Annotated in this window: 19 protein-coding genes and 5 pseudogenes; 17 read left to right on the top strand and 7 right to left on the bottom strand. The window is 58.4% G+C overall.

The genetic code is table 11. The annotated features are described in order from the left end of the window. Positions 1-6 precede the first annotated feature (6 nt). From ACEN42_RS22065 to ACEN42_RS22035, 7 genes are all read left to right on the top strand, one after another. A complete protein-coding gene (locus tag ACEN42_RS22065) occupies positions 7-264 on the top strand; it encodes a DUF6471 domain-containing protein (protein ID WP_371881480.1) in 258 nt (85 codons plus the stop codon). Positions 265-1,457: 1,193 nt separating this feature from the next. Next, positions 1,458-1,982 (top strand): DUF6471 domain-containing protein, encoded by a 525-nt coding sequence (locus tag ACEN42_RS22060; protein WP_371881479.1) that lies wholly within the window; start codon positions 1,458-1,460, stop codon positions 1,980-1,982. A gap of 208 nt (positions 1,983-2,190) precedes the next feature. Beyond that, positions 2,191-2,517, top strand: coding sequence for a hypothetical protein (locus ACEN42_RS22055; protein ID WP_371881478.1), 327 nt, complete (start codon positions 2,191-2,193; stop codon positions 2,515-2,517). Next, positions 2,448-2,738 carry a BPSL0761 family protein gene (locus ACEN42_RS22050; protein WP_371881477.1) on the top strand — a complete coding sequence of 97 codons (291 nt, stop codon included), beginning with the start codon at positions 2,448-2,450 and terminating at the stop codon, positions 2,736-2,738. Before ACEN42_RS22055 ends, ACEN42_RS22050 begins: the two co-directional genes overlap by 70 nt. Positions 2,739-2,982: 244 nt before the next feature. Then, positions 2,983-3,657 (top strand): hypothetical protein, encoded by a 675-nt coding sequence (locus ACEN42_RS22045; RefSeq protein ID WP_371881476.1) that lies wholly within the window; start codon positions 2,983-2,985, stop codon positions 3,655-3,657. Positions 3,658-3,661: 4 nt separating this feature from the next. After that, on the top strand, positions 3,662-4,048 hold the full coding sequence (locus tag ACEN42_RS22040) for a hypothetical protein (RefSeq protein ID WP_371881475.1): 387 nt from the start codon (positions 3,662-3,664) through the stop codon (positions 4,046-4,048). Between the two features lie 981 nt (positions 4,049-5,029). Beyond that, positions 5,030-5,773: an OmpW family protein gene (locus ACEN42_RS22035; protein WP_371881474.1), complete on the top strand. Its 744-nt coding sequence runs from the start codon at positions 5,030-5,032 to the stop codon at positions 5,771-5,773. A 145-nt stretch (positions 5,774-5,918) separates the two neighbouring features. On the opposite strand, the gene ACEN42_RS22030 is transcribed toward ACEN42_RS22035, so the two are convergent. The 5 genes from ACEN42_RS22030 to ACEN42_RS22010 are packed head-to-tail and all read right to left on the bottom strand — an operon-like array spanning position 5,919 to position 9,368. Continuing rightward, the gene (locus tag ACEN42_RS22030) at positions 5,919-6,968 is read right to left on the bottom strand and encodes a DUF2278 family protein (RefSeq protein ID WP_371881473.1); all 1,050 of its coding nucleotides are present in this window, start codon (positions 6,966-6,968) and stop codon (positions 5,919-5,921) included. Between the two features lies 1 nt (position 6,969). Continuing rightward, the gene (locus tag ACEN42_RS22025) at positions 6,970-7,557 is read right to left on the bottom strand and encodes a histidine phosphatase family protein (RefSeq protein WP_371881472.1); all 588 of its coding nucleotides are present in this window, start codon (positions 7,555-7,557) and stop codon (positions 6,970-6,972) included. 35 nt (positions 7,558-7,592) lie between these two features. Then, on the bottom strand, positions 7,593-7,997 hold the full coding sequence (locus ACEN42_RS22020) for a phospholipase D-like domain-containing protein (RefSeq protein WP_371881471.1): 405 nt from the start codon (positions 7,995-7,997) through the stop codon (positions 7,593-7,595). Positions 7,998-8,024: 27 nt separating this feature from the next. Beyond that, complete coding sequence (locus tag ACEN42_RS22015) at positions 8,025-8,711, bottom strand: phospholipase D-like domain-containing protein (RefSeq protein ID WP_371882275.1); 687 nt, start codon at positions 8,709-8,711, stop codon at positions 8,025-8,027. 57 nt (positions 8,712-8,768) lie between these two features. Beyond that, the gene (locus ACEN42_RS22010; protein ID WP_371881470.1) at positions 8,769-9,368 is read right to left on the bottom strand and encodes a hypothetical protein; all 600 of its coding nucleotides are present in this window, start codon (positions 9,366-9,368) and stop codon (positions 8,769-8,771) included. Positions 9,369-10,070: 702 nt separating this feature from the next. On the opposite strand from ACEN42_RS22010, the gene ACEN42_RS22005 reads away from it, so the two are divergent. Further along, positions 10,071-10,784 carry a UPF0149 family protein gene (locus tag ACEN42_RS22005; protein ID WP_371881469.1) on the top strand — a complete coding sequence of 238 codons (714 nt, stop codon included), beginning with the start codon at positions 10,071-10,073 and terminating at the stop codon, positions 10,782-10,784. A gap of 63 nt (positions 10,785-10,847) precedes the next feature. Here the strand turns inward: ACEN42_RS22005 and tnpA are convergent, their stop codons facing one another. Then, complete coding sequence (gene tnpA, locus ACEN42_RS22000; protein WP_371881468.1) at positions 10,848-11,243, bottom strand: IS200/IS605 family transposase; 396 nt, start codon at positions 11,241-11,243, stop codon at positions 10,848-10,850. Between the two features lie 70 nt (positions 11,244-11,313). On the opposite strand from tnpA, the pseudogene ACEN42_RS21995 reads away from it, so the two are divergent. The 9 genes and pseudogenes from ACEN42_RS21995 to ACEN42_RS21955 all read left to right on the top strand — a co-directional run. Next, a pseudogene (locus ACEN42_RS21995) lies at positions 11,314-11,880 on the top strand (IS30 family transposase); the annotation flags it as partial. A gap of 609 nt (positions 11,881-12,489) precedes the next feature. Continuing rightward, positions 12,490-13,416 (top strand): annotated as a pseudogene (locus ACEN42_RS21990) (reverse transcriptase domain-containing protein); the annotation flags it as partial. Between the two features lie 87 nt (positions 13,417-13,503). Continuing rightward, positions 13,504-13,959 (top strand): annotated as a pseudogene (locus ACEN42_RS21985) (transposase); the annotation flags it as partial. Positions 13,960-14,068: 109 nt separating this feature from the next. Beyond that, on the top strand, positions 14,069-15,121 hold the full coding sequence (locus ACEN42_RS21980; RefSeq protein WP_371881466.1) for an IS110 family transposase: 1,053 nt from the start codon (positions 14,069-14,071) through the stop codon (positions 15,119-15,121). A gap of 311 nt (positions 15,122-15,432) precedes the next feature. Beyond that, positions 15,433-16,104 (top strand): annotated as a pseudogene (locus ACEN42_RS21975) (IS5 family transposase); the annotation flags it as partial. Between the two features lie 136 nt (positions 16,105-16,240). Then, positions 16,241-16,837 carry a group II intron maturase-specific domain-containing protein gene (locus ACEN42_RS21970; protein ID WP_371881465.1) on the top strand — a complete coding sequence of 199 codons (597 nt, stop codon included), beginning with the start codon at positions 16,241-16,243 and terminating at the stop codon, positions 16,835-16,837. Positions 16,838-16,922: 85 nt separating this feature from the next. Beyond that, positions 16,923-17,381, top strand: a pseudogene (locus ACEN42_RS21965) (IS30 family transposase); the annotation flags it as partial. 145 nt (positions 17,382-17,526) lie between these two features. Then, positions 17,527-18,126, top strand: a complete 600-nt coding sequence (locus tag ACEN42_RS21960) for a hypothetical protein (RefSeq protein ID WP_371881464.1) — start codon at positions 17,527-17,529, stop codon at positions 18,124-18,126. 53 nt (positions 18,127-18,179) lie between these two features. After that, entirely contained in the window at positions 18,180-18,605 is a 426-nt protein-coding gene (locus ACEN42_RS21955) for a zinc ribbon domain-containing protein (RefSeq protein ID WP_371881463.1), read from the top strand. Positions 18,606-18,666: 61 nt separating this feature from the next. Here ACEN42_RS21955 and ACEN42_RS21950 read toward each other — a convergent pair whose 3' ends face one another. Continuing rightward, positions 18,667-19,626, bottom strand: a complete 960-nt coding sequence (locus ACEN42_RS21950) for a hypothetical protein (protein WP_371881462.1) — start codon at positions 19,624-19,626, stop codon at positions 18,667-18,669. Between the last annotated feature and the right edge of the window lie 1,189 nt (positions 19,627-20,815).

The raw sequence follows: 20,815 nt of genomic DNA, 5'->3' as shown, positions 1-20,815 counted from the left end.
CGAAATATGGCAATAAGCAAACAACCGAACCAGGCTCCCCAGGCGGAGTCCGTCTACGAAGTGTGGGAGGACGAGGCGAGGGAACTCATCGTGTCGGCGATGAACGAGCGCAAGATCAGCTACAAGGAGTTGGCGCTGCGGCTCGAGCGCCTTGGGATCGTTGAGTCGGCGGGTCAGCTTAACCGGAAAATTAATCGAAAGCGTTTCTCGGCCGCCTTCATGCTTGCATGTCTCGATGCGATGGACGAGGAGACCTCTGCCTAGCGGAACGGATACCTCTGTGGCATCGGTCGCAGTCGGTGAGACTTTCGTTTTGCTCTTCGCTCTCTTTCGCAACATCGTCGCCTCCAGGCTCGCAGCGTCTCTATTCAGGCTCAGTTCGATGAAGTGTTTCGCGCTGCCACCGCTGCAACAAACGGCGGACAAGCAACGTATTGGCCCGAAGATGTCTCGATGGGGGCGCACGGAACAACGTGGCCGCATGGGCGTAGCGCTTTTCGGCTGGTCTCGCGAGCTACGTCGCAGCGCTTTGAGGTACCCCTTGCAGGCCGGCATGCATCGAACCTTCGAAACGATTTCTGCCAGCGCATCGACGTCGAAATCGCGCCGGCTGATACGCGATCTAAGCATCCAGAATTCCAATGTGGGCCAGATTCTCTCGGCCCATTCTTCTCGAAGTTCTCTCTTTGATGCTTTCATGAGATTGCTCCAATCGAAGTTTCCTCGGGGACGAGAAAATTCATTCACTGAGCGCGAAAGCTTGAGTTCGAGCGTGTGAGAACGCACAACCAAAGACGGCACCGCAATCTAGCATTGGTACTGCGAATCAATGAAACGGCGCAGGATCGCGGCGAACTCGGCTGGACACTGGATGTCCGACTCGTTCACACAGATAGATCGGTGCAGTAGCTCAGTAGGGATTGCACTTCGTGAGGCATCGACAATAGTGATATGAGCTGGCTTGCGTCTCTCCACGTCCTCACGCAGCAGTTCGGCTCTTGCACGGTATGGTATCGATCGACTATGCAGCCGGTTTCCGGCGATGGTTGCGCCAATCGTTTTTTGTGCTATACCATCCGGAAGCATTCGAAGGACTTGCCGAAAGCCGTAGTCAGCTACCAACCAACTGTTGAGAACGATTTGGAGCTTCGTTGCGTGCGCGACGATTGCAGACACCGGTTCGAGTAGCGGCAAGGGTTCGGGAGGAGGGGCTGCGTGCCCACGACACGGAACCGTGTGACTGTGCGTGTGAGTCCGAAACAGAACCCCTTCGATACCTAGGTAGAGGATTGAGTCCATGGCGGCCATGCTCAAATGTCGTGCCGCGTGTTTTCTGCAGGGGACGAGCCTGGATTGTAGGGATGCGGCGGGGGAAGTGGTCCTCTCGATGGCTTTTTCTTTGTGGTTGAGAGGCGGCATGGGTTACCACACCAAAAGTAAAGCACAGGGCAGCGAAAATGCAAGTCGATGAGGCGCAAAATGTCGATTCAGCATGGGCTCATCTTGCCTCACGGGCGCTTCGGGCCGCGCTGATTCAGAAGGGCGTGAGCTACGAAGAGCTCGCGCGCAGGCTTGTCGAGCGCGGCGTTCAGGAATCTGAGCGTTCAATCGAAGGGAAGGTGCACCGCGGCACGTTCAAGTTCGCGTTTTTCCTCCAGGCGCTCAGCGCAGCCGGCTCCGCGCTTCCCGGTACTTGGTTGTGTATGCAACCTGTTGACGGATCATTGGAGGCAAGCGCGGCAGCGGCCTTCAAGGCGGACCTTGCAACTCAGCCTTGGTTGGATAGTAACCTGCTGAGCAAGCGGCTTGAAGAACTTGGCGTTCATGTTGAAGCGGATTCGCTCGACACTCAGATCGAGGAGGGGACGTTCAGCGCCGCGTTGTTTTTCCAGTGCGCCACCGTTTGTCGCTTCGACGCGCTGTGGCTTTATCTTGACGTTGCCACCGTCAACGACGTCGCGATGCATAAAACGTTGCGCTAGCAACGATTGGCGCGCAGCGGTTCGTTCTTGAACTTCCCGGGCAGCGGCATATACTTGGACATGCGTGCACTGACCCATGCGCCCCGGCCGAGTCAAAAAAGTCAAATTCCAACGGTCTCGCCGCGACATTCGCCGCCCGGCATCTCGGGCAGCCGGCAGTAGAAAGCCGAGCATATGCACGGTGCCGGCCCTCCCGTCGAGGGCAATCATGCCAATCTGGACTGTTCGCCCAATATCGAGCGAGCCTTGTATTCGCCTGCTCGAATGGCGCATCTTCGAAATCCTTCCGCGAGATACCCGTCACTTCGTTGGCTTGAATGCGAGCAACCGAACGGGACGTGTCAGTTCGGCCATCGAGACTTTCGATGCTGAGACCTCGCAAGGAACAACGCAGTCCGGACGGATCTACACGCTCGTTGGCGCAAGCGGGTATGCCGATGACGCGCAGTACGTTTGGGACCGTTGGTGTCGCGTGAACGGCGTCGAGGAGTGCATCGATGTGACCGGCAAGGTGGACTCTTGGGCACGTACGTGACTACTGCGGAGCAAAGAACGCGTGCGGTTGTCGGCGCGCGGGACCTGCTCGCAACGCTTGCGGATGGTCGCGGCCCATACTGCGCGGACCTTGTGCGGACGCTGGCCATGACGTTGCTGCGACACTATCCGAGCGAGGCGGAGATTGAGAGGTCGGCGATCGCGCTGCCGAGCCTGTGGGCGGAACCGGCGAAGGTGGCACGCCGTCGCGAGCGCGGATGACGAGGGCAGCCAGGCTTTTGATGCTGCGAGCTGAGGCGAGGTGATGGTTCGTGCGCGGGTGATCCGTCGAGCCATCTCCGCAGCGAGTTTTCATGTTGCGCATGGCGTAGGTCACGCCGTTGATCCTTGGCTGGGATTCCGGCGGAGCGTCGTGCGTCGATTTGTGTTGCGAATTGCGTCGATGACGCGGCTAACTCGGCGCTTTGTGAGTGCCATGATCAGCGCAAGGCGTAAGGGAACTACGATGCAACGGTCTGCACGTGCGAGAAAGAGATACCGAGCGCTCGACGACGCTCGGCTGCAGCTCGCATTTCGCCGCGCCGCCGTGGCGATGATTCTATTCGACCCGATAGCAGCCGAAGCGCTTTTGGACCTTCCGGATGCTGAACTCGGGCGACGCTTCAAAATCTGTCTCGCGCGAACCATCGGTCGGGCCACGGCGCTGAACTTGGACCTTCGTGCGATCCGCGAGGAAGGCGAGCAACTACGCGGTCGCGCCATGCGTAGATCGCAACGCCGGATGTCGCGGGAGGCGGCCCTTGTAGCTGAGGGCAAGTTGTTGCGCGCGGAAATCGTATGTCAGGCTTTGAGTATCTCGGAGAAGAGGCTGAGGAAAGACGTCGCCCGACGTCGTATCTTCAACGTCGATGTTCGGGGCACGCAGTACTATCCCGCGTTCCTTCTGGCAAACGATCTGAACCGCAAGCATCTCGCGAAGATCGTGCGGCGACTGGGTGGCTTGGACGGATGGAGCAAGTGGGGCTTCTTCACGGAGCCGAACGGGTCGCTTGCCGGTTTCACGCCGCTCCAGGCACTTATGCGTGGTGAAGTGAAGCAGGTGCTGAGGATCGCCGCAGCCGTCGTAGAACGGTCCCAGAAGCTTCAGAAGGGTAACGTACTGAGTACGCGGAAAGCGTGAAACCATGAGAGAGCTTTGGGCGTTCGCTTTGAGGTATCCAGCGCTGCTGATCGTCCCCGCGATTGGATTCGTTCTCAGCTTGGTGGTATTGCGCATCAAAACGAGATACGTGAACGAAGGTGTCTTGTTTGGGCGCTCCCGCGGATCGCCGTCGGAAGGTCAAGGCTCGGATACCGTCGAAGAGGAGGATATGCGTGTTGAAAATCATATCGACCTGACGGTCGCGCTTCGAAAAATCCACGAATTGGCGTTGGCGGACGGGGACTTGGGATATGCCTACTGGCACGAGATTGGGCAGATCTTTCAGAGGGCGAATCGCATGCAGGCGGAAATCGATTCGCTGAGCAAGGAGTTGGAACGGTGCCGCGCGATGCTTTCACGAAAGAAGTGAGTAAGCTGCCAGGCGTTGGCAGGTGCGCGGCGGAGAACTGAGGGTTATGTCGATGGCTCGGGCGATCGTCTGTTCGCGGCGTCGGAGACGGATGTACGCTCGACTGCAGTCCCTCGTTGCCCGTGTATGTCTCCATATCCCTTCTGTCGATTTAAGGCAACACGTGGTGCACGGTTGGCGAGCTTTCCTGGGGGTAAGTCCGCACTGGGGTTATCCACAGATTCTGTTGAAAAGGCTGGGGACAACAGGGAGAAGAACCGTCGCCAGTCCAAGTCCGGTATCGGTAGGACGCACGTGCTCCTTTCGCTGCTAGCGTCCAACATTCGAAGCGTCACGGGCCTCGACGGCGTGGGTGCCCGGCTCGAGCCTGCGATGTTTTCACGAACAGGCCGAAGATAATCGCACGAATCCCGCGTCATAGATCGTCCATAAGATCAATTCCGGCCGACGAATCGTCCTAAAATTGTCGCCATTTTGCGGCTGACGGCGAGGCTGACGGCGTATTGACTCGAACGTCGACCCTGCCGCCAACTCGGCTGAATAATCAATATCGCGGGAAACGCTTTCAACGGCGAGTAGCAATACGGACATGGGTGTCCGTCTGAACGTGGTCATGACCGGCGAGGGCGTGCCGCTGAAGGCTACTCTCTCTGATCCTCTCGCTTCACTGGTCCACAGCTCGAGCGGATGCACGCTCGCGACGTTCCGCTATCTTGCGGCCTCATCGACGCGTCAAATATGGTTAGGTCGTTCGGCATTACTAATAGTACTGGTGAACATTCGTGAATCATAGGGCTTGCGGAGTGGCTACATCGTCCGGTCTAGTGTCCAAAGAGTTTGCGATATGTCTTAAAAACAACACCGCGTGTTTTTCCTATTAACAAACGCGAAGTTGCACTATCTCGCAGGTAATATTCGACCCGCGACGCATTGAAAATAAAGCGTCAGCGCACATCAATCGTTTATGCCCTTACTCATCGAATGAAGCTGAAACTTAAACATGTTGCATGGTCAGTCCTGGTGGCGCTGGGCGCGGCGGACGTAAACGGTGCTCATGCGCAGTCAGCGGGCGATTTTCAGGTCAGCGCCGGATGGCTACACTTTGCACCGCAAGATTCGAGCGGTGCGTTCAACGTGACCGCGCTCGGCCAGACGGTGACGAAACAAGGCGCGAGTGCATCAGTGAGCGATGCCGATACCTTCGGATTGACGCTCCAGTATTTCGTCACCGATCACATCGCTGCTGAAGCGGTGTTAGGCGTGGCGCCGAAGTTTCATCTAAATGGCGAAGGCACGCTCGCGCCGTTAGGCGACCTCGGCACCGCTCGCGAGTGGAGCCCGACGCTGCTGCTGAAATACTACTTCATGAATGCACAGAGCAAGCTTCGCCCGTATGTCGGCGCCGGTGGCTCATATGTTTGGTATTCGGATGTAAAGCTAAGCCAACAAATGGCGAACGGCGCGTTCCTCTATTCGCCGCAGACTGGCGCTGCATTGACGGGTCCAACGAGCGTGCACATCAGCAGTTCCTTCGCTCCCGTGGTCAATGCCGGCGTCTCGTATAACTTCACCAAACATTGGTCGGCGGCCTTCTCCGTGTCATACATGTGGCTTTCAGCGCGCGCAACGCTGACGACGAACTCGTCGGTCGGGCAGGTCACAAGCGAGTCGAAGATCAAGCTAAATCCGATCGTGACTTTCTTGTCCGTAGGCTATACGTTTTGAGGCGGCTACCCAGGCCGAAGCACGGCCAATGGTGCGAGCAGCGTCTCGGGTCAGACGCTGCCCAAACTTCCTTCATCCGTCGCGAGAGCAGGAGGGCGGATGCGGCAGAGCCCCGCAATAAACGAATGCCTCGAAGACGCACGCGTCAATCAGCGAAGCTCGTGCTCCATCCGCCAGCGGGGCCGCCCGAATACGCGACTCCGTCGACCCTAAGGCTGCGGTCGTCGATTCGAGAGAGGATGCCGCCAGCATCGCTAATGAGATCGTTGGTCAGCACGACGGCTAGCGGCTGGCCCGGTTCAATGCTTGTAGCCGGAAGGGGAAGCGAGCTTGTTGGTGTCGTGATTGACCAGCCGGAAACTTTCAACGCATCAGAGGACATGTTCGCGATAACCAGCTTTGCGGTGCCGTTCGCAAGCCGATTGAGCGAAGTGAGTTCAGCTTTCGGCGGGGAAGTCGGCAGGGGATTGCCGAGACCGCCACCAGCGAAATCGTAACGCGGCGCTTCGAACCCGGTGCTCCCAGATACCTTTTGGCCGTGCGAGTCTGTCTGCCAGGACTGTGTCTGGAAAGCAAGAAAGACGGCGGTAACACGGTCGGTGTTCGTGCTCAAGAGGAAGATTGCGCCGTCGTGCCACGGTCCATTCTCGTGGAGTCGCTCGTCGATGTCTGGCGGATCGCCTTGTGCCATATGGGTGTTATCAATGCCGAATCGTGGAGTCTCACCGACGACAGCATCGGTCTGATGTGGCGAGGTGCGAAACTGGCTCCCGAAAACCACGATATCGTCGTTTTGTTCTCGCGCGAGCGTAAGCAACCCCGAAAGACGGTGGACCAGATCGTCACCGCCCTGGCTCTGGCTCGGCAGCACGCGCATCTTGTTTGGATCAAACAGATTCCCTTTGATGTAGTCAAGCGCTCCGTCCGCGTAGCTGCTGGTCTGGTTTTTGAGACCGAGCTCCAGCCCGCGAATACGGTTGAGCACCGGATGCCGGTAATCTTCGTCGATGAAAAAGTCGAGATACGTTTCAGCAACGGGAGAGCCGGGTGCGTCTTTGGAGGATTGCACGTTAACCGTCGCGAAGAATGAGTCCGGTCCTGCGTCGATGAGCGTCCAGAGATGAGGGTTCCCCGACGGTGCGGGCTTGAATCGGTCGATCTTTCCCTTCAGGTAGCTGTAAGCAATATGTCCCATTTCAAAGCTCCGTTGTGAGCCGCGACGTTGTGGTCAGCTGAAGTGCGTTGGCAGGTCTTCCCGCCAGCAGAAGCTGCGGGACCTGAGTGAGACGCCAGGTCGAGCCGTTACGATCGAAAACCCAGACCATGTCGAACCGGTTGTCTGGCCAGTCCGGCACCGGCTCCTCCGACGAGACAAGCAATCGCGCTATCGACGGGATGCGCCTGTGCTCCCATGCGATAAGAGCCGGACCATCCGTCGCTGTGACCCTCTGGACCAAATTTTCGACATCGTCTTTTCCAACCGAGTCGTCGATGGAAATAGACGGGCCGAGATGCTGAGCAAGCGGTTCGATCGTCTCGTAGGGGCGTTTGCTATCGTCGTCTGACGCTGCATCGTAGAAAGCCGCGAAGAGATGTTTCGGGCGCGCGAGAGGCGCCTGTGGCTCGCCTTCGTCGCCCGGCGCGAAGAACTGGACGAGTGCGCCGGCGCGTTGCCAGCCCTGCGGTGTCAGTGATTCGTTGTCGTGCTGCCCGTTCGCGTCGACGCCGGTAGTCACATGGTTCGGCTTCTCCGCATGGCGGATAATCATGATCTTCTGAGTCATTTTGAGTTGCCCGAATGGATTAGCGCGCTATAAGGTCACCGGCTAAAAAGTAGTCGTTCTGTCTGCCGTATGTTTCCGTCTTCGTAGTAGGGCGCGTACCACTTGTCCTTGTCCTGTTTCAGGGAGAGTGGCTTCGGTGCCGCTCCGTCCGACTCCTCCCGTTTTAGCGCCGCTGCGAACGCATAGTGGTCGATCAGGCGCAGACCTTCGATCGCAAAAACCGTCGCAATGGCTCGGTCGTATATCGCGAACAGATTGTCACCATTGAGTTGTTCGCCTCCATCGGCGAGATTGGATGATCCACCGAATACCACGGGCTTCGTGCCGTTGAAGTCAACGACCACGAACTTGTGATGCACGACGTGCGCTGCGGCCCCATGCACTTCGAGTTCAGTGTTGAACGGCGGGGGGAACTTCTCTGGGTTTTCCTTTGAATACACGAGTTCGCCTGCAAGTGTTCCGGGGCTTTAAACTGTGGTTCCGTTGATTGTGTTGTCGCTTTCATCGACGTCGTCAGAAATGCCATAGGAAAAGACGTCCTTGTCTTCGTGTATTTCGCGCAGAGCTTGCAATACATTGCCCTTTCCGCTCAGCTCCATCACTGCAAATATCACGGAGCTATCGGCATGCTTCACAGCATCAAGGAGAGTGTTGAGAGAGAAGGTTGGCTCCTTATGAGGAGCAAACGATAGTTTGAGAGCGGGTAGGCCGACTTCTGCGACATCGTACTCTTGCTGCGAGATGTCTTCTTGCTCGAACGCTGGCCGGTGCAAATCGGCGTCGAAGGCAGCCTGGAACGCTGTAGCGTATTTCTGTGCGACAGCTTCGTTGTCAAAGACGACGACGTGATTCGCGTTTACGTAAAGACCAGTGATCGAAAAGTTCGTTGATCCAGTTAGAACGCGTAAGGCTTTTCCGCTTTTATCGCGTTTAATCAGTACCTTGTTATGCTGGAAACGCCCGAAACGCCCTCGTTTGAAGTCGCCTTCTTGGTCCGCATTCGCGGCGCTCTTGATAGCAGCGTATGCTTGACCCGCCGTCGTATCGTCCCCGTGCTGTTTAGGGTCGTTGTCTGAAAGCAGGCGTAATCGCCCAGCCTGTGCCATCAGTTCAAGAGCGGTGATGAGGTCGGGCTCGTTCAAGTCGTACACCATTGCATCCAGCGTACAGGTCATGTCGGCGCGGCAGTCGTTGAGGAAATCGATGATTGCCTAACGGCCATGGCCGCCAAGCCAGGTCCATTCTTCCTTGAAGGGCGCTGTCGAGAAATTCCAGCCGCCTTCATTCTTTCGCGGTTGGAAAGGTGCGTTGTGGAACTTGTCGGCGTATGCCTGCGACGAAAGGTATCCTCGCGTGAACGCGATCTCGATCTGGCCGTCCTTGAACGGACCTACGTCGATTTCGAGGTCGACGCGCTGGTCGTCTACGAGTTCGATGGTGCCTTCGTCTTTGAAGCGCTTTACTACAACTTCGTAGCGGAACCTTCCGGAAGAACCGTCTGGCGGAAAATCGACCCACCAGAATTTCTGAAAGGGCGCCTTGTGGGACAAGAAGAATTTTCCGTCCTTTGACAGCTTCGGATCCGTGTATGCCCCTTCGAAGTTCAGACGGTTTCCGAGCCAAGTCCAATTGATGCTTGATGCGGGCGTCCTACGAATTGCGAAGCCGGCCAATTGGTCGGTGAGGTGGTCGGCAAGACTGAACGCCAGCAAAACACACCGATCGCCCATATAAGCTTTGACTGTCAAGCCTTGTGCAGACGCCGCTGCATTCAAAACCTGTGTCATCACGCCTCCTTCTTGGTTGGTCACGACTGCGGATGCACTGCGGAATTGCCGTCTAACCCCGGTCAGCTTGTCGGGATTTTTTGAGGGGGCATGCGACGGCGATCGTGAGATAGAAAAGAGCATAGTGCGTGGAAGTGCCGACCACGGTGACGTTTTAGTGTCAGAGCGAATGAAAAGGTTTTCAGCGGTTAGGCTGCGTCAAAAGTGACGGCAGGCTACCGAACCTACGTCGTACTCGAGCGCAAAAATTTCGAGGTTGCTGAGCCGTCGCTCACGCAAGCGCCCCGTCGTATTCGATGCGCGCTTCGTTGTCTGATGGTTATCGGGGAAAAGCGCATCCCTGAATGAGTCCCGGTTCAAGGCGGGCATGCCTCCGCGCGTGTACGAGCCGACGCGCTTTTCTCATACATCAATGGCAGCCAGGAAAGGGCGCTGGGACATCAGATCGCTCCTACGGCCTTGCTGCGGCTTAAAGTGCTATCAGCTCTTGAATCAGCCAGCGGGATCGCGCCCGGTTGAATTGAATTGTCCGTCGCAAGCCTAGGCAAATGCCGCATCGAGCGAGAACCAGTCAATTCGATACGGCCGATCTTCGAGCCGATTCATCGGCCTGTCGCACCGTCCCCGCCCAGCGGCGCAAGCGTGCAGTTCTGTCCCGATGGTCAATGAACTCGCCCGGTATAATCGGGGAATTACCAGAACTATTCGCGAGGAAAAAAACCTTCCGTGGAGAACACAACCGCTCACCAGCAGCTTTCAGACGACGAACTCGACCGTCTCGGAGATTTTCTCGACTCCATCGGCAATCAGTCGTTGAACATCGAATTCCTTGACGGCTACTTCGCAGCATTGATCTGCGGTCCCGACGTGGTGTTTGCAAGCGAGTATCTGCCAAACATGTGGGGCAAGGGCGTTGTGTTCGGGAGCGGCGAGCAAGCCACCGACATCACGGATCTTCTCACGCGACACTGGAGTGCGATCAGCTCGGAACTGGAGCGCACCCTGCATGAGCCGGAGGTGTATCTGCCGATACTGCTGGAACGGGAGGATGGCGTCACTCCAGCAAACGACTGGGTGCATGGCTTTATGCGGGCCGTGCAAATGAGGCCCGACAGTTGGAGCGAACTCATCGACAATGAAGACAACGGCGGGGCGATGGTGCCGATCATGATGTTGCACCACGAGCATGATCCCGACCCGCAAATGCGACCTCCGGAAATCACGCCCGAAAAGCGCGAACACGTGCTTGAGACGATGATCGCCGGGCTCACTCACATTTACCGTTATTTTGAGCCGCACCGGCGGGCGTCGGCGGGCATGGCGCTGCGCCGGTCATTCCAGCGGGAGGCGCAGAAGATCGGGCGTAACGAAGCGTGTCCGTGTGGCAGCGGCAAGAAGTTCAAGCATTGCTGCCTGAACCAGTCGCCGACGCTTCATTGAGCATGAAGGCCGCGCATCCTCCGACTACAGCGCGTAGCGCTTAGTCGCGAGTCGGCGGCCGGCTCAGGTGGGCGGACGTACTTGGTCTCGAATGTAGGTAATGAGCTGTTCTATGTTCGCATGTCCGCCGGCGGACACAACGGCGTAGGCGTGGTTCCAGAACTTCGCTTTCCAGTAATACTTGGCCAGGTGCGTGGCGTATTCTTTTCGAATCAACCTGGCACTCACCGTCTTTAGATTGCCTACCATACGCGCGAGATTCATCGACGGATGCCCAGAAATCAGTAAATGAACGTGGTCCCGCTCCCCAGAAAGCTCCACCAGCTCACAGCGCCAATCAGCACACACTTTCCCAAAGATGGCGCCGAGCCTAGTCAGCATGTCGGCATTGATGCATTTGTGTCTGAATTTAACTGTCAAAATGAGGTGATACGTTAAGCTGAATGCCGCATGATTCATGGTTCTTATCTGAGTTTTCATATGGCGGCCTCAAAAGCGAAGTGCAACACTTATCGGATAAGGTGTTGCAATGCCCGACAAAACTACTTCATACCAGCATCTTCAACCTGAAGAACGCCTCGCCCTCGCAAGCCTACGACTGCAGGATGTGAGCATTCGGGCCATGGCCCGAATGCTCGGGCGCTCGCCGTCCACCGTGAGCCGTGAACTGACGCGCAACAGCTCTCCTGCTGGCTACGCATCCGTGCCAGCTCAAGCGCTGTGCGCCGCCCGCCGTAGCGCTGGTCGCGGCCCCGCCAAGCTTTGCACGCAAGGCGTTCGCTGGCGGGTTGTGCTCACCTTGCTTGACTGGAAGTGGTCGCCCCAGCAGATATCGGGCACACTTAGGCGAATGTATCCGACCGACCCGACCCAGCACGTATCGCATGAAACCATCTACACGGCTATCTACGCTCAGCCGCGTGGTGAATTGCGCCGCCAGTTGATTGCCTGCCTGCGCCACGGCCACAACACCCGCATGTCCCGCGCGCGCGGCACAGACCGACGCGGACAGATTCCCGACATGGTCAGTATCCACGTGCGCCCGCCCGAAATCGGGGACCGCCTGCTGCCTGGTCACTGGGAAGGCGACTTCATAGTGCGACCTGCAAGTCGCATGTTTCTCTGTTTCACGGGGGCAAGTATGACCTGACGAAACCAGCTGTTCCATCAGCTGTTCCCTACCCGGGCATGCAGAACCGGTAACAGTTCTGTGTGAAGCCCCGGGGACAACGTAGCCGCCGGATACCCGGTACGTCGAGCCGCGAGGCAAGGCGGAATCTGCCAGCACAAAGGCGGAGAGGCGCAAGGGACGGGTGGGTACGACCAACACATGTGAACGTCCGAAACGCGCCGTTACGCCTAACAAGCCAAACGTGCTGACAGGCTTGAACCAAAACGGTATGCGGCAAGGAATGGCCTCTTATGAATGGGCCATCATGGACAGTACGCCGCCGGCGCATAGGACGGGTCCGAACCATCCTGAGAATCATGCGGAACAGGGTAAGCCCGTATCGCTGCCCAATGGGCAGGCCGACCGTAAGGAGAGCCATTGGCGGTGCGGGTAAAGGAATGCGGAGAAAGCGAACGCCTGTCTGTAACGGACGGGATACGGGCTGAGACATCGCCCGACGCGAAAGCGGGCAGACTTCCGCGCGGTCATTCATGGCGAGAGAACCTTGATCAACCGTTATACGAGGGAAAGCAGATGACGGCGCACGACACGGAAGTGTCAGGCGCTGGTGCTCCCTCGCGCGATGCACAGATGTGGGACCGTGCAAACTGGTCGCATATCGAGGCACAGGTGAGGCGGCTTCAGGAGCGTATCGCCAAGGCAACTCGGGAAGGCCGATGGGGCAAGGTAAAAGCCTTGCAGCGTTTGCTGACCCGCTCGCATAGCGGCAAGATGCTGGCCGTGAAGCGGGTGACGGAAAATCGCGGCAAGAGAACGCCGGGGGTGGACGGCCGGATCTGGTCATCCTCGGCGGCCAGGTGGAAAGGAGTGTTGTCGCTGCGTCATCGGAGTTATCGCGCGATGCCGCTGCGGCGTGTTTACATTCCCAAGAGTAATGGAAAACGACGTCTGTTAGGAATCCCATGCATGCGGTGCCGGTCGATGCAGGCGTTATGGAAGCTCGCTCTGGAACCCGTTGAGGAGACACTGGCGGACCCGAATTCCTACGGCTTTCGGCCCGAACGCTCGACTGCCGACGCCATCGAACAGTGCTTCATTGCTCTGGCAAGGCAGGCATCGTCAGAGTGGGTTCTGGAAGGTGACATACGGGGCTGTTTCGACAACTTCAGTCATCTCTGGTTCCTAGAGCACATACCGATGGACAAGACGGTCCTGCGCAAGTGGCTCGAGGCTGGCTATATCGATGAGGGAACCCTGTTCGAATCGCGGGCGGGTACGCCCCAGGGCGGTATCATCTCGCCCGTGATCGCGAATATGGCGCTGGATGGACTTGAGGCGGCAGTACACGCGAGTATCGGTATCTCGAAACTTGCACGTCGCACGGCCAAACTCAACGTGATCCGATATGCCGATGATTTCGTGGTGACCTGCGCTTCGAAAGAAGTGCTCGAATCCTGCGTTCTTCCAGCGATCCGTCGTTTCATGGCGGACCGTGGTCTAGCAGGCCGCTGAAATACTGACGGCAGAGGTCATCGCAGGAAGTGCCTGAAGCGTTGATAGAAGGACCTGACTTGCCCCCTGGAGATCATGCGCGGCGCCGACACATTCACCGAGAGTTTGTTTTCCTTCCGCAAGCTCGACGACTTCGTTCCAGCGTCGCATCCGCTGCGCTCGATTCGCGTGATGGCGAACGAAGCGCTCGCCAAGGTGGATCGGGTGTTCGCCGAGATGTACGAAGTCGACGTAAAAGGTGGGCGGCCGAGCATCGCGCCGGAGAAGCTGCTGCGGGCAATGTTGATTCAGATCCTCTACAGTGTCCGCTCGGAGCGGCAATTGATGGAGCAGGTGCAATACAACCTCCTGTTCCGCTGGTTCATCGGCCTGGCAATGGATGATGTGGTGTGGGTGCCCACCGTCTTCACGAAGAACCGCGAGCGGTTGATCAAGCACGATGCGGTCATTAAATTCTTCAACGAAGTGGTGGCCATTGCTGAGAAGAAGGACCTACTCTCAAGTGAGCACTTCAGATGGTATGGACGCCTCCCGCCCGAGTTGGCGGCGCCCCTTCAGAAACGCGAACGGAATCTGCGTTTGACCCGGCATAGAATGCTCCAGTGGAGGTTGCATCCCATCATCCAACGGAGGTCCCACCATGAATGGCACCACGTACGCGGTCGATACGGCCAAGAATGTAATGCAGTTGCACTGGGTCGACGTCGAGACCGGCGAGATCCACCGCAAGAGACTCAGCAGGGCGAAATTCCTGGAGTTCTTCGCACAGTTGCAGCCGGTCCGCGTAGCCATGGAGGCCTGCGGGGGAGCTCATCATTGGGCACGTGCGTTGACCGCCATGGGGCATGCCGTCGAGTTACTGCCCGCTGGCCAGATCCGCGCCTTCGTCCGAGGCAACAAGGACGACATGGCCGACGCCCGCGCGATTTGGGTCGCCGCGGGTCAGGGCGACATTCGTCGGGTGCCCATCAAGAGCACCGAGCAGCAAGCTATCCTATCGCTCCACCGCACCAGATCACACTGGATGACCGTTCGCACCGCGACAATCAACTCCCTCCGTGGACTTCTCTACGAGTTCGGCGTCTTCCTTCCTCAAGGGCGTCAAGCCGCGCTACGGATGCTCGAGCAGAAACGCGCGGACATTGATGCGAGACTGCCCTCGATAATGATGAGGCTGTTGACCGAGCAATTGAGATCGTTGCGCGAAATCGACCACGACATCGAAGTGCTTGATGAGGAGATCACCTCCGTGCAGCACAGCGTGGAGGCGGCGCAAACGTTGCGAGAGGTGCCCGGAATCGGTGTGCTAGGAGCCACGGCGCTTGCGGCGGTATTGGGCAACGCAAGCGCGTGGCGCAATGGGCGAGATTTCGCCGCGAGCCTCGGACTGTGTCCCCGCCATACTGGTATCGGCGGCAAGGTGAAGATGGGCGGAATTAGCCGACGCGGGGATCCCTACCTACGCACATTGCTCATTGCTGGCGCGCGAGCTGTTGTAGCCAGAAAAAACTGTTCATCGTGGGTGCAGGCCTTGCTATCGCGAAGGCCAACAAACGTGGCCGTCGTTGCGCTGGCCAATAAACTGGCGCGAACGGCCTGGGCTTTGATCGCCCATAACCGGCGCTATGACATGCAATGGCATCCGATCGCACCTGCATGCCAACCCGACGTCGAGCCTGCAACGGCGACATAGGCCGCTGTGTGCAAGCACGGCGAGCGTCCAACCCCGTGAACAACGAACACGTCAAGCGCCGAACCGACGAACCGAGTGTGCGAGTGCAGTTGAGGAAATGATGGCAAGCGGTCAAGACCGTGGGTCGGCAAAGCCACGTCCACGCTTAGGCGCGCCATGTGCGGAGCCCGTACTTTAGGTAGGCACCGACCTCGCGAATGACCATCAGGGCCAGCAGGCGGATGAGATCCGGACTGCATGAACAGGCCGGATATAAGACCGCAGTTGATCCGCCACTACCAGAATTTCCAAAACTTCCTTGCCACAAGGGAGGCGTCCATATAAGCGTGGACGGCACACTGATCCAGGCGTGGGCGGGGCACAAGAGCTTCGTGCGCAAGGACAGTGACGATCAGGACAACGACGGCGGTAGCGCGGGCGACTTCAAAGGCAGCAAGCGCAGCAACGAGACGCATCAGTCCAAGACTGATCCTGATGCGCGGCTCTATCGCAAAGGCAAAACGGCCAGCGAATTGCGGTACATGGGTCATACGCTGACCGATAATCGGCACGGCTTGGTGGTCAACGCGCGCGTGACACGCGCTGATGGGCATGCCGAGCGTGAAGCGGCCAAGATCATGATCAACGATGCGCGGCAAGCGGCAGAGGATGCGAACGCAGAGATCACGCTGGGTGCGGACAAGGGTTACGACGCACAGGAATTCATCGAAGCCTGCCAGCAGATGAAGGTCACGCCACATGTGGCACAGAACACCTCGGGTCGCCGTTCGGCGGTGCCCGATGCGATAGCGCGTAGCGTGGGCTATGCGATATCGCAGCAAAAGCGCAAGTTGATCGAACAAGGGTTTGGATGGGCGAAGACCGTGGGGTGCATGCGGCAGGTGATGGTGCGCGGGTTAAAGAAAGTCGACCAAATGTTCGTGTTGAACATGGCCGCTTACAACCTCGTACGCATGCGTTCGCTAGGACAAGTCCGCCCGTGATGGCCTAAACCGCTGCAATGCGGCGAAAAATGGGCCTCAACTCGACAAAAAGGCGAACGAATCCGCGCTGAGATTTCGCAATGCAGAAAAATCGCAGCGGTAGCCGCGTGGAGGGAAGGACGTCGCTTCCGAAGGGATGTATTTCAGCGACCTGCTAGAACTGTCGGAGGAGAAAACCCGGATCACGCACATAACGGAGGGTTTCGATTTCCTTGGCCAGAACGTACGCAAGTACGGCGGCAAACTGCTGATCAAGCCAGCGAAGAAGAGCATCAAATCGCTGCTTGACAAGGTCCGGGAGATCATCAAGGGCAACGCTGGCGCCACCCAGGAAGCGCTGATACGGCAACTCAACCCGCTCATTCGGGGTTGGGCCATGTATCACCGCCACGTCGTGGCGAAAGCGACCTTCTCATTGATAGACTCGCACATCTGGCAACTGCTCTGGAAGTGGGCTGTGCGCAGGCACCCCACGAAAGGAGCACGATGGGTGAGGAGGCGATACTTTCGGACAGACGGACAGCGGTCATGGGACTTTGCGACGGACGAAACCCGGGCTGACGGCAGCATCGGCAGTCTGCGGCTATTCCGCGCAATGACGGTCGCGATCATGCGTCACGTCAAGATCCGTGCGCCGGCCAATCCGTTCGATCCGGTATGGACGTCCTACTTTGCCCGTCGTCGCGCCGCGAAACATCCCGTCGGCTTGTCCGGTGCCACCCGATGGTGCTGAAGAATGGCTTGAGCCGGATGCGAGGTGACTCGCCCGTCCGGTTCTTAGGGGAGAACGTGCCGGTAACGGTACGTTCTTACCCGACAAAGGCGCTGGGAACCAATCCTCCGTTGGCGTGCTGGTTGAGCGCACCAGCCGGCTGGTGCTCCTTGCCAAGATGGAGGATGCAACCGCCGCCTCAGCTCTGGCGGGCTTCTCGGCCAAACTCAATTCGATTCCCGAACCCCTGCGCCAGAGCTTTACGTACGACCAGGGCAAGGAACTCACGCGGCATCAAGAACTCGCCGCCGCCACCGGCGTGCGCGTGTACTTCTGCGATCCGCACAGTCCCTGGCAACGCGGTACCTGCGAAAACACCAACGGATTGCTGCGACAGTACTTACCTAAGGGCACCGACCTCTCGGTCTACACTCAGGACGAGCTCGATGCTATCGCCGACAGCTTGAACAACCGTCCGCGCGCAACTCACGCGTTTCGTTCACCGTTCGAGGTCTTCGCCGCCACGCTCGCCTCAGCAAGCCAACCTCAAGGCGCTAAACATTAAAGCCCCTTGTTGCACTTCGGTTTGAAACCGCCTATCAATACGCCAGCGCAGCGCAGATTTAAATCGACAGGGTACTATACTGTCCTATGCCTGCACCCATCGTTCGCGCTGAATCTCATGCCCACGCTACGACACCTGTCGAACGATGGGCCTCAGTGGTGTCTACCCGCCGCTCTACGGTGGCAACATGATTTTGTACGGTGCGCAACTGCGCACGGTGCAGGTCAAGCTTCAGGGCGTAAATGGCACCTGGCGCTTCACGCGCCCGATAGCGCTCAAGGGCGGCTTCAAACGGCTGCAGCCGCTCGCGGGCAAGATGGACATGAGTCCAACACTGGTGTTGCGCGGCGCGCGCGCCCGACTTGTATGCCCCGTTAAGCTCGAGCCTGAGCCGTACGTCACCAACAAAGCATTCGGTGCCCAGGGAGGTCGCGTCTGCGCGATTGACGTTGGCATCAACACCGCGGCAACGGCCGCGATCGTCGACACATCTGGCACGGTGATAGCCCGCAAGTTCTTTACTTGTGGCAGGCACAACGACCAGCGTGACCGACTGACGGCCGATATTGCCGCAAAGCAGGCCGCCACGGGCCAGATAGGCCGTCGGCAGCCGCATAGCAGTGCGCTTCACCGTCGTATCGCGAATATCAGCAAACAGGTCGCTCGAACCTTGTCGTCCGAGCTGCTGGAATTCGCGGGCACGCACGGCGCCCGGCTCTTCATCATCGAAGACCTCAAGGGCTAAAACCGAAGGGTCGCGGGCAGCAGAAAGCGCGCTTCCACCGGTTCCAGCACCGGATGCTGATGCAGGCGCTGGGCCACAAGGCTCAGGAATCTGGAATTCGCATGGTGGAGGTCTTTGCGCGCGGCACAAGCCGCTGGGTCTATGACGGCTCGGGCAAAGTGTCTCGCGACAAGGATAACTATTCGCTGGCGACGTTCAGTACCGGCAAGCAGTACAACGCCGACCTGAACGCCGCCTACAACATCGCCGCGCGGGGGTTAGCGGCCGTGGTGGGTTTGAAAAAAGACGCGCCAGGCAGAAGTCCCGGCGCGTTAGAGAGAATGCCTCTTGCCCTTGCTGACGTATGGGCGTGGGCGCGCAAGCGCGTCGCAGACCCAGACCTCTCTCGAGGCACACTAACCGGCCGCGAAGCGGTGCGGGCATCCGACCGGCGTGTTGCCGCTCCAGATGCCCCGACTACAGCTGGGTTAACAGCTTAGTCGCGGGAGTATTCACTGCAAACCTCGCCCAGATTGATGTGCTTCACGCGCGTGAGACAAATCAGCCGACTTTCGCAGGCGCGCATCGCTTGAGGATGCTTTTCCATCCATTCCGGGCTCGTACGGCCTCCCCAAGAATGTCGAGATACTCGTCGTGATCCACGCGGTCGTCCGGCGGTATAAAGTCACCGGCATGTCGCTTGAGCGCTTCTTGACGCTGCTTGGTGCCCGCCGCCATCGAGGTAATGCGACTATAGGCTTCACACGCGTAGGCGAATGTCTCGCGCTTGGCGTAATGGATGTTGAGCAGATACTCTTTGCGACGGCTTTCGGTTAGCCCGATCGTGGCGCGCTTGCAATTGTGGAAGACGTGCGCCGCCTCGTGCACGACGAAATCGGCGAAGGGGTCAGTTTCCTCGAAGTACGTCACAGAGACGAAGCAAGTTGTTTCTTCGCTCAGCCCAACGATGTCGCTCGCCTGTTGCGATAGAACAAGGGCACCGACACTGGCCAGATAGATGTTGGCCACGTCCCATGCTGTCGACAACCACGTTTGCTGCGTGAGGACTGCGGCGATGTTGTCCGCGGTGAGAAACACGACGCTGCGAGCGAGTGTGTTCAGGATGATGGAGCGCTCGTCGGCGGGAAACAGTCCACATACCATCGGCGAAAGCTTGTTGCGAGCCCACGCATGCAAATCGTCCGGCAAAGTCACTTGGCTGCCGAAGCCATGCGCTCGCCGCAACGTCTCTTCCACAAGCGCAGTTTTCAGGCGGTGCGTTGCCCGTTGGGCGACGTCGATAAAGTTGTCGCCTAGCCAGCCCGTGAAGTCGCTGTCATAGTCTCCGCTCGAGAGGTAGCGCTGCACTTCGCATTCGAGCCACTCCGGTGTGGCGATTTTCGGGTGCTCATTTTCGCGTTCTGCAACATCCGATGATACTTTCATATCGTGAGCCGGTTGATGTGCAGGGATGAAGCCGAAGATACCGCAGAATTCGATGAACTTGAAATCGGCCGGCACCTTGGCGCGTCTATGAAGTTCGTCGCCTGCTACGCATGAGAGTTCTTGCCGCAGTTATCTCACGTTTCGCCGGACGGCGACACGCTTTTCGGCGCGATGCAAAGCCCGTTGATCCAGGACGGCGGCACGAACAGCGGCTACACGCGCATTCTTTGCGTTGACCTGCGCACGGATAAGATGCTCCGAATGGTTTGATATATCGACAGGCGATCAAAAGCACGCGCAAAAGCACGGGCACAGCGCCTGGCGCACTAGTACAACATCCCGTAAATACCTTTAATAATTATCGGGCTGCTATGAGTAAGCCCGCGTATTTCGAGGTCAGTCCGCTGTTACGGAAAGTAGAGCCACCGTATTATCCTCGCGAGGTAATGTGCCCAGGGAGGCCATGGGACGTTTCAACGCACATGGTTGTAGTCGCGCCTCGCGATCATCCTTAACTCGCTGAAGGACTTGAAATCGGCGCACTCTACGATGTGGTGCCGAATCCTGAGGGTACGCGCTGTTTCGCTCGATGAACGACGGCAACAGCTGGGAGCGCGGGGCGTCGCTCGACGCGAGCGCCACGCTGGTCGCCCCGCATCCCAAGTGCAAGGGATGGCCCGCGGTCTTGTCGCGCGCGGACAAGACGTCGAAGGTTCACTTTTCGTGCGACTGCGGCGAAACCTGGCAACCGGCGACGGCGTCTGTCGGGCTCGCGATAGTGGACATCGCGTGCTCACGCGGTCCAACGGCGAAGTGCTGCTGATCGCGACGACGCAAGGCCTGTAAGAGTTCTCGCTCGCCGCACCGGGGGCCCACGCCGGCGCAGATCGTCGTCGATCCGGCGATCGAGGCTCTCGGCATCAACGCGAAGGTGCGTCAACGCCTCCAGATAAGACGCGCGCATCGTTGACGCCGAGGACGTCGCCGCCGGGCCGCGTGCCTGCCTTGACCGCCGAAAGGACGCTGTGGAGCAACGCTCTGGGGCGCCGTCGCGTTCATCGATTTCGCCAATACCGGCTTCGCGGCGCGCACGGCGTATCTGAAGGAACTCGGCCCTTAAACTCGCTGGCTGCAAACGCACCGCCTCATTCATCGACGTCGCGAACAAGGGCATGGGGAGTAGACGGCGCAGTTTGCCTATCCGCTCACCAACCTCGGCGCCGATGCGAAGTCGAACTATCCGACGATCAGCGACGTCGTCGCA

Source organism: Caballeronia sp. S22 (genome assembly GCF_964261745.1).
Lineage (GTDB): Bacteria > Pseudomonadota > Gammaproteobacteria > Burkholderiales > Burkholderiaceae > Caballeronia > Caballeronia jiangsuensis.
The sequence above is the reverse complement of the archived record's forward strand: the minus strand, read 5'-3'. Positions and strand labels throughout refer to the sequence as shown.

What these genes read in the sequence shown, in the direction of transcription:
- ACEN42_RS22065 (WP_371881480.1), top strand. Translation starts at nt 7, where the DNA reads ATGGCAATAAGCAAACAACCGAACCAGGCTCCCCAGGCGGAGTCCGTC.
- ACEN42_RS22060 (WP_371881479.1), top strand. Translation starts at nt 1,458, where the DNA reads ATGCAAGTCGATGAGGCGCAAAATGTCGATTCAGCATGGGCTCATCTT.
- ACEN42_RS22055 (WP_371881478.1), top strand. Translation starts at nt 2,191, where the DNA reads ATGCCAATCTGGACTGTTCGCCCAATATCGAGCGAGCCTTGTATTCGC.
- ACEN42_RS22045 (WP_371881476.1), top strand. Translation starts at nt 2,983, where the DNA reads ATGCAACGGTCTGCACGTGCGAGAAAGAGATACCGAGCGCTCGACGAC.
- ACEN42_RS22040 (WP_371881475.1), top strand. Translation starts at nt 3,662, where the DNA reads ATGAGAGAGCTTTGGGCGTTCGCTTTGAGGTATCCAGCGCTGCTGATC.
- ACEN42_RS22035 (WP_371881474.1), top strand. Translation starts at nt 5,030, where the DNA reads ATGAAGCTGAAACTTAAACATGTTGCATGGTCAGTCCTGGTGGCGCTG.
- ACEN42_RS22030 (WP_371881473.1), bottom strand. Translation starts at nt 6,968, where the DNA reads ATGGGACATATTGCTTACAGCTACCTGAAGGGAAAGATCGACCGATTC.
- ACEN42_RS22025 (WP_371881472.1), bottom strand. Translation starts at nt 7,557, where the DNA reads ATGACTCAGAAGATCATGATTATCCGCCATGCGGAGAAGCCGAACCAT.
- ACEN42_RS22015 (WP_371882275.1), bottom strand. Translation starts at nt 8,711, where the DNA reads ATGGTGTACGACTTGAACGAGCCCGACCTCATCACCGCTCTTGAACTG.
- tnpA (WP_371881468.1), bottom strand. Translation starts at nt 11,243, where the DNA reads ATGAATCATGCGGCATTCAGCTTAACGTATCACCTCATTTTGACAGTT.
- ACEN42_RS21980 (WP_371881466.1), top strand. Translation starts at nt 14,069, where the DNA reads ATGAATGGCACCACGTACGCGGTCGATACGGCCAAGAATGTAATGCAG.
- ACEN42_RS21970 (WP_371881465.1), top strand. Translation starts at nt 16,241, where the DNA reads ATGTATTTCAGCGACCTGCTAGAACTGTCGGAGGAGAAAACCCGGATC.
- ACEN42_RS21960 (WP_371881464.1), top strand. Translation starts at nt 17,527, where the DNA reads ATGGGCCTCAGTGGTGTCTACCCGCCGCTCTACGGTGGCAACATGATT.
- ACEN42_RS21955 (WP_371881463.1), top strand. Translation starts at nt 18,180, where the DNA reads ATGCTGATGCAGGCGCTGGGCCACAAGGCTCAGGAATCTGGAATTCGC.